General features: G+C 67.4%; 8 protein-coding genes and 1 tRNA gene. 2 read left to right on the top strand and 7 right to left on the bottom strand.

Going from position 1 to position 12,409, the window contains the following annotated elements:
• Positions 1-3: 3 nt before the first annotated feature.
• The 4 genes from E7T10_RS12425 to E7T10_RS12410 all read right to left on the bottom strand — a co-directional run bounded on the left by E7T10_RS12425 (position 4) and on the right by E7T10_RS12410 (position 7,505).
• A complete protein-coding gene (locus tag E7T10_RS12425; protein WP_137722039.1) occupies positions 4-4,242 on the bottom strand; it encodes a translocation/assembly module TamB domain-containing protein in 4,239 nt (1,412 codons plus the stop codon).
• Positions 4,239-6,029: an autotransporter assembly complex family protein gene (locus E7T10_RS12420; protein ID WP_137722038.1), complete on the bottom strand. Its 1,791-nt coding sequence runs from the start codon at positions 6,027-6,029 to the stop codon at positions 4,239-4,241. The genes E7T10_RS12425 and E7T10_RS12420 overlap by 4 nt, the downstream gene beginning before the upstream one ends.
• A 50-nt stretch (positions 6,030-6,079) precedes the next feature.
• Positions 6,080-6,322, bottom strand: a complete 243-nt coding sequence (locus E7T10_RS12415; RefSeq protein ID WP_246846011.1) for a hypothetical protein — start codon at positions 6,320-6,322, stop codon at positions 6,080-6,082.
• 94 nt (positions 6,323-6,416) lie between these two features.
• The gene (locus E7T10_RS12410) at positions 6,417-7,505 is read right to left on the bottom strand and encodes a CaiB/BaiF CoA-transferase family protein (RefSeq protein WP_210416097.1); all 1,089 of its coding nucleotides are present in this window, start codon (positions 7,503-7,505) and stop codon (positions 6,417-6,419) included.
• 88 nt (positions 7,506-7,593) lie between these two features.
• On the opposite strand from E7T10_RS12410, the gene E7T10_RS12405 reads away from it, so the two are divergent.
• Positions 7,594-7,670: transfer RNA gene (locus E7T10_RS12405), tRNA-Lys, on the top strand.
• Positions 7,671-7,715: 45 nt separating this feature from the next.
• Here E7T10_RS12405 and E7T10_RS12400 read toward each other — a convergent pair.
• On the bottom strand, positions 7,716-10,145 hold the full coding sequence (locus tag E7T10_RS12400; RefSeq protein ID WP_137722035.1) for a PAS domain-containing protein: 2,430 nt from the start codon (positions 10,143-10,145) through the stop codon (positions 7,716-7,718).
• A gap of 112 nt (positions 10,146-10,257) precedes the next feature.
• Between E7T10_RS12400 and E7T10_RS12395 the strand changes: the two genes are divergently transcribed.
• Positions 10,258-10,797 carry a hypothetical protein gene (locus tag E7T10_RS12395; RefSeq protein WP_137722034.1) on the top strand — a complete coding sequence of 180 codons (540 nt, stop codon included), beginning with the start codon at positions 10,258-10,260 and terminating at the stop codon, positions 10,795-10,797.
• A 3-nt stretch (positions 10,798-10,800) separates the two neighbouring features.
• On the opposite strand, the gene tgt is transcribed toward E7T10_RS12395, so the two are convergent.
• Together tgt and E7T10_RS12385 are read right to left on the bottom strand one after the other, a co-directional pair.
• Positions 10,801-11,913, bottom strand: coding sequence for a tRNA guanosine(34) transglycosylase Tgt (gene tgt / locus E7T10_RS12390; RefSeq protein ID WP_137722033.1), 1,113 nt, complete (start codon positions 11,911-11,913; stop codon positions 10,801-10,803).
• Entirely contained in the window at positions 11,914-12,387 is a 474-nt protein-coding gene (locus E7T10_RS12385) for a hypothetical protein (protein WP_137722032.1), read from the bottom strand.
• Positions 12,388-12,409 lie beyond the last annotated feature (22 nt).

The following is a 12,409-nucleotide window of genomic DNA, read 5'->3' as shown; positions in this document are numbered from 1 at the left end:
GGTCTAGCGGTTGCGACCACCCCGGTTCGGACGGCGGTCGCCCGCCTCGCGGCTTTCGTGACGCCAGCGGATCGACAGGCTGGTCTGGCCCTGGCCGCCGAACTGCGAGGCGATGGCGACGTTGCGCCGAGGCTGCCATTCGACCTTGACCGCCGCACCGTTCTGCCCGCCGCCGATGACCTCCAGATAGACGTCGTCGGTGATGTAGCGACCGCCCGCAACGGTGACCGCAGACGCGTCGCCGCCGAACGACAGCCGGTCCAGACCCGCCAGTTCGCGCAGGTTGCCGATCACGTCGAACCCGCCGCCGCCCGCCAGGGCCGCGACCCCGGCCGCCAGCTGCGCCGCCTCGAAGGCCGACAGCTGTGACGCCGAACGTCCGAACAGCACCTGCGACAGGATTTCGTCCTGGGGCAGGGACGGGGTCGAGGTCAGGGCGATCTTGGGTTCGGCGGCCGTTCCGGTGACGTTGATCGATGCGGTCAGGGCCGCGTCCTCGCGCGTCGCCGCCAGGTTCAGACGGATCTGCTTGGGATCGGTCGACAGGGTGACGCGTCCGGTGTCATCGAACACGAACCGCTTGCCCGCGAACTCATAATCCCCGCGCACCACATTGGCCGTGCCGGTCAGTTGCGGCTGGGCGATGGTGCCGCGCACCCGGGCGTTCACGTCCAGGATCACGTTCAGGCCGCGACCGTTGACCCGCACCTTGCCGCCGCTGGAACGCAGGACGATGTCCATGCCGATCTGCGGGCCGCGCGCCTTCTGCTCGGTCTCCTCCGGATCGCCGCCGGGACGATTGATCTCGACCACATCCATCGAGACGATGCCGGTCGCGCCGGGCAGTTCCGGCTCAATCTTGGCCTCGTCGATGTCGATGCGGCCGCCCAACTGGATATTGCCGTCGGCGCCGCGCACGATGGTGACCGGGCCCGAGGCGCGCGCTTCGGCGATATCGTTGTCGATGACCCGGAAGCGGTTCAGCATCAGTTGCGCATTCGATCCGGAGCCCTGGCGCAGACCGATGCGGCCTTGGCCGGACACCGTGCCGCCCTTGCCGTCGTTGGCCGTGAAGGTCTCGATCTGGGCGGCTGTGTCATCGAACCGGGTCCGCAGTGTCAGGTCGCTGAGCACCAGACCGACCGCATTCTCGCGATAGGAGCCTTGGCTCAGATCGAACCGGCCATTCAGGCGCGGTGCGATCAGCGTCCCGCCGATCGTCGCCTGACCCGCCACCTGACCCGCCAGACTGCGGTCGCCGCCCAGGAATAGGTCCCAGATCGGCTGAATCTGACCGTTGATCGACACCCGGCCCGACATCTCGCGTGTCCGGGCGATGGCCAGCCGCAGCGGCGCGGCCGAGGCCTCGACCGGCAGGACGACGTCAGCCGAGGCCTGAACCGCGCCCTCGTCGACCGCCGTCGCCTTGATGCTCAGCCGGTCGCCCGCCAGGGTCGCGTCCACCCGTCCATCGACGGCCAGGCCGCGCGGCGCATCGATGCTGCGCACGTTCTGGAGCGCAATATTGGCCGTGCCCGACAGATCGCTGCCGGCGCCGCGCAGGGCGACCTGACCCGTCACGCTGCCGCGCAGTTCGGGAGAGATCGAGCCCAGATCGACCCGCGTCAGGTCGGCCTGGATCGCCGCGCCGCGCGCATCCTGACGGAGGTCGGCCAGCAGCACGCCGCCGCCCACGCCCAGATCCAGATGCGCAGTGCGGGTGGCCCCGTTCAGAGTGATCGAGGCCGGGCTGCGGGTCGTGAACGCCACCTCGCGCACCCGTCCGCCGCCGCGCAGCGTCAGGCCGTGGGTCGTGTTCTGCCGGGAATAGACGCCCGTGCCGTTAAACTGGGCCGGGTTTGGGCCGCCCACGTCCAGCGCCAGGGTGAAAGGCAGGTTGTTGAGGGTGCCGCGCCCGTCCAGATCCAGCTTGCGAATGATCCAGCTCTGACCCGCCAGCCGGACATTGCGGCCGCTGACGTCCAGAATGGCGCTGTCCGATCCGCCGCCGTCGGTCAGCCGCACCCGTCCGTTGGCTTCGCCCGAGGCCAGGAAGGCCCCAGCGCGCGCCGAGAAGGTCAGGTCTGCGCTGGAGGGAATGCTGTCGGACAGGGCGATGGCGCCCCTGGCCGTCACGCCGCCGGCATCCACGTCCAGATCGCTGAGCCGTATGCGCTTCCCGCCCAGGAAGAAGTTGCCCGAGGCGCGCGCCGGACCATAGTTCGAGCCGCTGACCACCGAAATCCGGCCGTCCGACGCATCCGCGCCCTTGCGGAAGCTCAGCGTCAGGTCGGCGTTGTTCAGCGTCAGAGCGCCGGCCGTCACTTGCTGGAAGCCGGCGGTCAGATCGACGCGCGGCTGGGCCAGGGTGCCGGTCAGGGCGCCGCGTCCGTTCATGTCGCCGCCGATCTCGACCGGCCCGGCCGCGAACGGACCGCGCGCGTTCCAGTCCAGCGCCAGCCTCAGCTTGCCGGCGGTTTCAATGATGCCCTTGGCCCCCGCGCGCCCGGCCGCGCCGGTCAGTTCGCCGCGCTCGACCTCGATGCGTCCGCCGTTCAGCTTGCCGGCCAGTTGCAGGCGCGGCGTCTTGCCGAGCAGGCGATCCAGTTCGTCCAGACCCACCGTCAGATTGCGGCCCCGTCCGTCGAAGTTCAGCACCCACGGCGCGCCGGTCCGCGCCGACGAGGCCCGGATCGGACCGCCGAAGGCGCCGCGCGCGTCGGGCAGCACGCGCCTGGCGTCGGTCAGTTGCGCCTCGCCGCGGAAGTTCATCCCGCCCAGCAGATAGCGCGAGCCCGAGCCGTTCAGCGTCAGGCCCTGGCCCTGCAGATCAACCTTTGTCAGCAGGATGGCGCCGTCCTTCATCCGCGCCGCCTTCATCTGCACGCGCGGGGCCGGCCCCAGGAGACCGCCGATGATGCCTTCGCCTGATCCGCCGTTGGCGCGAATGTCGCCGTCCAGATCGATGCGGCCGTGCTTGACCGCGACGTTCAGCGGTCCGGCGATGCGCGTGGCGCGATAGCTGGCGACATTGGCGTTCAGCAGGGTGACCTGGCCGTCCAGCGTCCAGGTCTGGGCGTCGCCCTTGAACAGGCCGGAATAGGCCGCTGGTCCGGCCACATCGGACCCGACCAGCCGGCTCAGCGAGGCCGTCTGAATGTTGAGGCTGATCCCGTCGGGTGAGCTGCGATCGGAGTTGCGGATCAGGCCGCGCGCCTCTGATTGGACGTTGTCGGAAATCAGCTTCCACGCCACGCCCTGGCTGGCCTTGTCCGGCGTCGGGACCATGGCGAAGCCGAACCGTGCAGTACGACCGATCTTTGTGACGAAGGGCGCCAGCAAATCGGAGTTGCTGAAGTCGGCGAAGCCCGCCACGCGCGAGCCCTTGTCGCCGAAATGGCCCTGGACGATCAGGGGGACGAACTGTCCCGTCTGGACCCGCGCATTGACGACATCCGCGTTCAGAACCGCGACCGCCGAGAACGGCTGATCCGGCGAATAGCCCAAGGCGCCGGCCAGCGGTCCGCCCTGGGCCTCATTGGCGCGCAGGTTCAGACGCGTGTCTTCGAGTTTGCCGCCGAAGGTCGCCGCCAGACGCAGGAAGTCGCCTGGTCGGTTCAGGCTGTCGGCGTTGACCGTCGCGCTCTTGGCCCCGGCGCGCGGCAAGCTGGCGTTCCCCGACAGGCTCCAGCGGCCGTATTCCTTGGAGAAACCTTCCATCAGTTCGATATTGGCCGCGAACTTGTCGATGCGAACCGAGATCGGCTGGGGGCTGGGCGGTTCGCCGGTGGGCGGCTCGACCACGGGCCGACGCAGGACGCGAATGGTCTCGGCCTTGATGTCGTTTGCATGGAAGCTGCGGCCCAGCAGGGCCAGATAAGACCAGTCCATGCTGAGGTTGTTCGCCTCCAGCCAGATGCCCTGACTGTCGGCCAATGTGATGCGGTCGATGGTGAAGTCGCTGAGCAGATCGCCTTTCAGCCCATAGACCTTCAGCCGGCCGTAGCGGCTGATCTTCAGGTCCTGAAGCCGTTGCAGCACCAAGTCGCGACCGCCGTCCGAGGCGATGTAGTAACGCCCTCCGACAAGGGCGGCGGCGATCAGCACCAGCAGTCCGGCCAGCACGACGCCCACGCCCAGGGCGATACGTTTGATCAGCCCGCGACGCGGCTTTGCGGGCCGCGCGGCCTTGGCCGGCGTCGTCGCGTGTTCAGGTGTGGCTTCGGGCGGTGTATCGGTCAAAACGCCTGCCCGATGCTGATGTAGATCTGGAAGGCCGAGTCGCCCTCACGCTTGTTGAGAGGCATGGCGACATCCGCCCGGATCGGTCCGAACGGCAGCATGTAGCGCACGCCCACGCCTGCGCCGTAGCGCATGTTGGTCAGGTTGGGCGTCTCCTGGAAGCCCACGGAGCCGGCGTCGACAAAGGCGACGGCTTGGAAGCTCTGACCGATCGACTGGCGCACCTCGAATGAGGTTTCGAACAACGACAGACCGCCCCGCGGCGTGCCGTCCGGCAGCTGCGGATTGACGTTCTGGTACGAATAGCCCCGCACCGAACCCCCGCCGCCGGAATAGAACAGACGGTCGGCCGGCACGTTCAGCTCGCTGCCGCCGACGATGGAGCCGATCTTCATGCGCCCGGCCAGGATGGTGCGATCACCCGCGACGGGGAAGTAGGCGGTGGCCTGCGTTTCGGTGCGCAGAAACAGGATGTTGCTCTCGCCGGTCACCGCCGTCGGCTGAACCGCCAGATTGACCCGCCAGCCTTTGGTCGGGTTCAGCGGATCGTTGGAGCGATCGATGTAGGCGCTGGTCCGCGCGGTGATGATCGCCAGATCGCGGTCGAAGGTCACGCGCTGCGGCGGCAGGGTGGTGAAGTCGTAGCGGGTCTCGCTGTAGCGCCCGGCGTCCAGCCCGATCCCGTAGTTGAAATAGGAGGTCTTGCCGATCCGCTGTTGCAGGTCGGCGTACAGAACCACGGCGGTGCGCAGATAGGCGTCGGTGTCTTCGTTGACGACCGCCGCGCCCAGCTTCAGCGTCCGGCCGGGCCGACGCCAGTGGGGCAGAGACAGGTCGGCGCCGATCCGGCTGTCGATGTCGGCCAGTCGCGCCTCCAGCCTCAAGGTATCGGCGCGGCCGAAGCGATTGTAGCGGGTCTGGATCACGTCCACGCCCGCGCCCTCCGCCGTCGACCAGGTGGCGCCGGCCTCCAGCACGCGACGCGGTCGATCCTGCAGGCTGACCACAACCGGGCGATGACCGTCGGCGGTGATCTGGTCCAGCGGCGACAGCGCGACGCTGACGCCGTCATAGACGCCGGTGTCCAGCAGGCGGCGTTCCAGCTCCGCGACCAGTTCGGGATCGTAGCGATCGCCCTCGTTCCACGGCGCCAGGCCCGCGACCCATGCGGGATTGGTGCGGCCCTGGCTGGTCAGACGCACGCCGTCCAGACGCACCAGCGCGCCGGAGGCGATGCGATACTCGGGCGCGACGGTGAAGGCCGCGTGATCCACCACGACACGGCGCGGATTGGCCTTGGCGTCGGCATAGCCGTCACGCACCAACGCCGCCACGGCCCGACCTTCGCCGGATATGACGTCCGCTGCCCGCCCCGGATCGCCGGCCTTCAGGGCAATGGCGTCTTTGGCCTTGTCCGCCGCTTGGGGCTCCGGCGCGGGATCAGCCCACTGGATCGTCGGATCGGTCAGCAGGAAACGGCGCCCCGGTTCGACCGAGACCACCGCGATCGGCGTCTCCTCGCCCTCGACGATGTCTTCGACGACCGGTTGATAGTAGCCTTCGGACCGCAGCAGGGCGGTCGCCGAGGTCACGGCGCTCTCGGCGCGGCGACGCGCCTCGAAGCGGCTGGCCGGCGCGCCGTCCACCTCGCCCACGGCCCGCTCCAGCGCCCGCCGCAGATCGCCGTCCATGTCGCCCCGGATCTGCGCGCGGGGTTCCGCCGCCGCTGCATGGGCGCAGGCCGAAAACGCCGCGAGGGCGACCAGCAGAGTAGGCCTGAACGTCAAACTCGATCTCGATCTTTCGTCAAAAGGACGCCCCCCGGCATACCTGTTCGTCAGTAGAACAGCGTCTCGCTCTCAGGCTGGACAGACTGTTCAGACGTGCGTTCCTCAGGCGGAAGCGTCGTCGACGGCGGCGGCGTGGGCGTCGGGTCCTGAACCTCTGGCGCGGGCGGGGGCGTTTCTTCCTTGACCGGCGGGGGCGCCGGCTCGACCGACATCTCGCGATAGTCGTCGTTAGCGCGCGAAGGACGGTCGTCGCAGGCCGACAGCGCGAGCACGCTAGCGGCAGCGGCCAAGACAAAAATCGAGCGTGTCATGAAAGTCCCCGGTCTCCGCCGACGAAACGCCTGTCGCGCTAAGCTGTTCCCTTAGCGCCGAAATCTGCGTCGGTCATCCTGCGTGATCGGACCATTTTGTGACCATTTGATCCAAGGTCAGTTCGGATTTGGAAGAGGGCGCATAAACTACGCCGTCGAAGCGGGGCGCGGGTTGCGGCAGGCCGCTTTGAAATGTTCCACGCGCCTGATTGTGCGGATGATCCGTCGCCTCGTCCAGGCTCAGCACGGGCGTGACGCAGGCTTCCGTCCCGGCGAAATGGGCGCTCCAGTCGTCACGGTCTCGGCTCGCAAACAAGGCCGCAAGCCGCGCCTGCAGGGCCGGCCAGGCGGCGATGTCGTATTGAACCGCATCAGCCGGATCGATTGCCAAGCCGGCCAGCAGCGCAGCGTAGAAGCGCGGCTCAAGCGCCGCCACCGCCACGAATCCACCGTCGCGACAGGCGTAGCAGCGATAGAAGGGCGCGCCCCCGTCCAGCAGGTTGGATCCGCGCTGGTCGCTCCACAGTCCCCGACCTCGCAAGGCCTGGAACAGACCGCCCAGCAGAGCCGCACCGTCCGTCATGGCGGCGTCCACCACGCGTCCCTGGCCCGTCGTCCTGGCCTCCACCAGCGCGGCCAGCACCCCGACCACCAGCAGCATGGCCCCGCCGCCGTAATCTCCGACCAGGTTCAACGGCGGGGAGGGCGGACGATCCACCTCGCCCATGGCGTGCAGCACGCCCGACAGGCCGATGTAGTTCAGATCATGCCCGACCGCGTTCGCCAGCGGTCCCGTCTGGCCCCATCCGGTCACACGTCCGAACACCAGCGCGGGCTTTCGCGCCCGGAGGACCTCAGGACCATAGCCCAGCCGCTCCATGACGCCGGGTCGAAAACCTTCGATCACCGCGTCGGCCCCATCGATCAGTTGCAGGATGCGCTTGCGATCGGCCGGTGATTTCAGATCGACCGGGACGGCCGCTCTTCCCCGGTGCAGGACCTCGCCTCCGACCTCGTCAAAGACCGCCGGTCCGGCCGAGGCGTCGCGCGTCAGCCGCACCACCTCCGCCCCCAGGTCCGCCAGCATCATTCCGGCGAAGGTGACCGGCCCCAAGCCGTCGAATTCGATGATGCGGACGCCATTTAACGGTTTCATGCCCAATGAGTAGCAGACCAGGTCTTGACCGGAAGGCCGGATTACAACAGAAGGCGCCCTTCGACGGTTCGGGCCAGCCCGGACGTCGCGCGGTGCGTCCTTAGCTCAGTTGGTTAGAGCATCTGACTTTTAATCAGAGGGTCCTCGGTTCGAGCCCGAGAGGACGTACCATTTAAAGCCCGCTTCGGCGGGCTTTTTGCTGTCCGGGCCTTGCCTTCAGTGGGTCGCGAAACGACCGGGCGCAGTCGCATCTGCCGCGATCGGAGCGTTCGATTTGTCGAGATACTTCGACAGGGTCGCAACCAGGGCGGGCAGTTGCAGCGGCTTGGCCAGGTGGTCGTCCATGCCGGCGTCGCGACACAGCTGGATCTGGTCCGGCTGAACATTGGCGGACAGGGCGATGATCGGCAGTCGGCGTCCGCTGCCCTGCTCAATCCGGCGAATCTCGCGCGTGGCCGTCAAGCCGTCCATGACCGGCATCTGCATATCCATCAGGACGAGGTCGTAGACTTCGGACTGCACCGCATGCACCGCCTCGGCTCCATCGCTGGCGGTGGCGACCTCCAGTCCCATGCCGACCAGGATGACGCTGATCAGTTCGCGGTTGGCCGGTGCGTCGTCGGCGATCAACACGCGTCCCTCGGGCATGACGCTGAGGCGCGGCCCTTCGTCTTCCAATCCGCCCTCGGCGATGTGCAGCGGGACGGTCACCGTGAACGTCGATCCCAGGCCGGGCTGGCTCGTGACCACGATATCGCCGTCCATCGCCCGCGCCAGTCGCCGCGAGATCGCCAGCCCCAGGCCGGTGCCGCCGTAGAGCCGGGTCGTCGACCGATCCGCCTGCGAGAAACGTTCGAACAGATGGGCCTGGGTCTGAGGGCTCATGCCTATGCCGGTATCGGTCACCTCCGCCGTCAGCCGCCATGCGCCGTCTGCCTCCAAGGCTCCGCCGACTGACAGGCTGACCGAGCCCTGGCTGGTGAACTTCACCGCATTGCCCAGCAGGTTCAGCAGAATCTGCCGAAGACGGGCCTGGTCGCCCATCAGGCGATCCGGCAAGTCCGGCGCCAGATCGACGTGCAGCGCCAGACCCTTGGCCAGACACTGGGCCTCCATCATCTGGACCGTCTCGTGCGCCAGGGCGGCCGGGTCGAAGCGCTGGGGCTCCAGCTCGATCATGCCGGCTTCAAGCTTGGAATAGTCCAGCACGTCGTTGATGACCGACAGCAGGGCTTCGCTCGCCGTGGCGATGCGCGCGACATAGCCCTTCTCGGCTTCGGGCAAGGCCTCGCTGGCCTTCAGCAGGTTGGAAAAGCCGATGACGCTGGTCAGAGGCGTGCGCAGTTCATGGCTCATGTTCGCCAGGAACTCGCTCTTGGCCGCCGCCGCCGCCTCGGCCCGGTCGCGTGCGGTGACCAGTTCGTCGGCCAGGATCTTTCGATCCGTCATGTCGCGGATGACCACCACCACCTCCGACGGCTTGCCAACCTCGGCGGCCAGGGCGCGGAAGGTGCATTCGACCCAGACGATCGAACCGTCGCGATGAAGGGCGCGGTGCTCCAGCCGGCACGGCTCCTTGGTGTGGATGGTGCCCAGCACGGCCCGGGTCACCATTTCCCGATCGTCGGGATGGACATAGTCCATGGGCCGGCCGTTCATCTCTTCGGTGGTCCAGCCGAGCAGGCTTTCGATCGCCGGCGAGATGTATTTGCTGGTGCCGTCCGGGCGAACGCGGGTGATCACATCGCCTACGTTTTCGGCTAACAGCCGATAGCGCGCCTCGTCACGCTGAGCGCGGGCGATCTGGGCCTGCTGGTCCGTGATGTCCTGAAACACGCCATAAAGGACCTTCACGACCCCGGCGTCGTCCCGTTCGGCGCGCGCCTGGGTCAGAACCGCACGCTCCTCGCCATCGGCGCGGATCAGCCGCAGACGCATTTTGTAGCCATCGCCGGTTTCGGCCGAATGTTCTATCGCCGCCAGCAATCCGGGCCTGTCGTCGGGGTGATAACGGTCGATGGCCGAATCGACCTGGGGATCGAAGGTTTTGCGATCCAGACCGTGGATGCGGAACACCTCGTCGGACCAGTGGACCTTGCCGCTGGCCAGTTCCAAGCGCCAATGACCGACCCCGGCCATATTCTCGATCAGCTCCAACGTGCCGTGGCGCTCATCGCTGACGCGACCGACTTCCAGCGACGCGATGATGTCTTCGGCCATGGCGCCAAGCGTGCGCAGCGTCGCGATCTGGGCGTCGGAGGGATGGGGGCGGGCTTTGCGATCCATGACGCCGAACGCGCCCAGCGGCTGATCGTCCGGGCCGCAGATCGTTACGCCGGCGTAGAAACGCAGATTATAGGGGGGCGCCACCAGGAAATGATTGCGCGCTGCGGGGTCCGCCAGACCGTCTTCGACCACCAGGACGGCGCCCTTGCCCTGGCGTAGTAGACGGTCGCCGAGGGTGCGTTCGCGCGGCAGGCTTCGGACCAGTTCACGATCGCTGCACCAGAGGACGGCGTTGTCGCCGCTGACCAGGGTGACGACGGCGGCGGGCGCATCGAAAACCGTGCAGGCCAGTTCCGTAAGACGTTGGAACGGACCGGCAGGGGCGTCCAGGGCTTCCAGGCTCTTGGCGATGTAAGGCACGACCGAACTCCAACGACCGGTCAAAGTGACCTGAAATCAGAGAATTCTTCGTTACCGACCGCTTCCGCCGCTACGCTTTAATCACCAGCGCAGGCGTGGTCTAAGCCCACCCATGAAACGCCTTCTTCTCGTAGTCAGTCTTGTTGCGCTTTGCGGTTGCAATGCCGGTCGGTCGGCGATGGGCGGCGCCGAACAGGTCGGGGCGGGCTTTGCGGCGGCGGCCACGGCGCCGCTGGAAGACTTCAACCTGCGCCGTCAGATGATCCCGACGGTGCTGCTTCAGGCCGAAGCCAATCCCTACGACCTGCGCAATCTGAATCAGTGCACGACAATCGGCGCAGAGGTCGCAAGGCTCGACGAAGCGCTGGGACCCGACACGGACGAACCGCCGCGTCAGGACGGCTCTTATCTCAGCGAGCGGGCGGCGGATGCGGCGGCCAAGGCGGCGCTGAACGCCATTCGCGACACGACGACCGACTTTATTCCCGGCCGAAACTGGATTCGTCGATTGAGCGGCGCCGAACAGCACTCAAAGCACGTTCAATCGGCCATCCAGTCCGGCCGGATGCGCCGCGCCTTCCTGAAGGGCATGGGCATGCAGCGGAACTGCGCGCCGCCGGCGGCGCCCAGTTGGTTCAGACCGCACCCTTAGGCGTCAGCCGTTCGACGTGTGGCGGGCGTGAAGGTCGCGCCTGAACTGCTCGAACCGACCCTCCGAAATCGCCGCACGCATGGCCGCCGTCAGCGCCTGATAAAAGGCGATGTTGTGCCAGCTCAGCAGCACCTTGCCGAGGATTTCGTCGGCGCGGATCAGGTGGTGCAGATAGGCCTTCGAATACGACGATGACGGGCCATCGATGGTCGGGTCCAGCGGGTCCTGATCCTCGGCGAAGCGGGCGTTCTTCAGGTTCAGCGGGCCATCCCAGGTCCAGGCCTGACCGTGACGGCCGGCGCGGGTCGGCAGGACACAGTCGAACATGTCCACGCCGCGATACACCGCCTCGACCAGATCCACCGGCTTGCCTACCCCCATCAGATAGCGCGGACGGTCGGCCGGCAGCATTTCCGGCGCATAGTCCAGCACCTCGCACATGGCCTGGTGGCCTTCGCCGACCGCCAGACCGCCGATGGCGTAGCCGTCGAAGCCGATCTCTTGCAGTTGCTCCGATGATTGGCGGCGCAAGTCCTCGAAGGTCGACCCCTGCTGGATGCCGAACAGGGCCTGGTTTTCACGGTCGCCGAAACGGGCCTTGGACCGCGCGCCCCAGCGGATCGACAGCTCCATCGCCTTTCTGGCGGCGTCCTTCTCGGCCGGATAGGCGACGCACTGGTCCAGCTGCATCGAGATGTCGGCGCCGATCCGGTCGGCCTGGATTTCGATCGACCGCTCGGGCGTCAGGACGTGTTTGGAGCCGTCGATGTGGCTGGAGAAGGTCACGGCCTCCTCCTTGACCTTGGAGATGCCGGCCAGGGACATGACCTGGAACCCGCCGCTGTCGGTCAGGATCGGCTTGTCCCAGCCCATGAACCTGTGAAGCCCGCCCAGACGCTCCATCCGCTCGGGCCCAGGGCGCAGCATCAGGTGATAGGTGTTGCCCAGCAGGATGTCGGCGCCGGTCGCCTTGACCTGATCCACCGTCATGGCCTTGACCGTGGCGGCGGTGCCGACCGGCATGAAGGCGGGGGTGCGGATGTCGCCGCGCGCGGTCTTCAACACCCCGGTGCGGGCGCGGCCCTCGGTGGCGGAAATCTGGAAGGGGAAAGGCATTCAGGCGATCAGTCGTTCAAGCTGTTCGACGCGCGCCAGATCCTTGGGGCGGCCGAACAGGCGATACAGGGCGATGTGGTCCCGGATGTCCGGGACGAACAGGGGCGTGTCCTCGACGAAGACGCGGCGGCGCGAGCCGAAGGCGACCGGGGTCCAGTCGCCGCCGTCGCGGGTCTCCAGATCGGCCATGACCTCGACCAGGATCGGCTGATCCGGCGCGCGCCCGAAAACGGCGGAGCGGAACAGGCCTTCGCCCGGATCGGGTATCACCATGCCGCCCAGCGCGCCCAGCAGGTTGCGCGCATCGCGCGGCGCGCACAGCACGTCGATGTCGGGCACATGGATGTCGGTCAGGCCATAGAGCGCCATCGCCGCTCCGCCGAAGATCCACCACGGCTCGCGCAGGTCGCGCGCGGCCTCGCCGACGGCGATCAGGCCGTCTTGAAGATCATGCGGAAGGTCGTCGGGTGACACGGGGCGGGCTCGATTTCGTCAG

This window comes from Brevundimonas sp. SGAir0440 (genome assembly GCF_005484585.1).
Classification (GTDB): Bacteria; Pseudomonadota; Alphaproteobacteria; order Caulobacterales; family Caulobacteraceae; genus Brevundimonas.
Note: the sequence above shows the minus strand (reverse complement) of the source record. Positions and strands in the feature narration are given on the sequence as shown.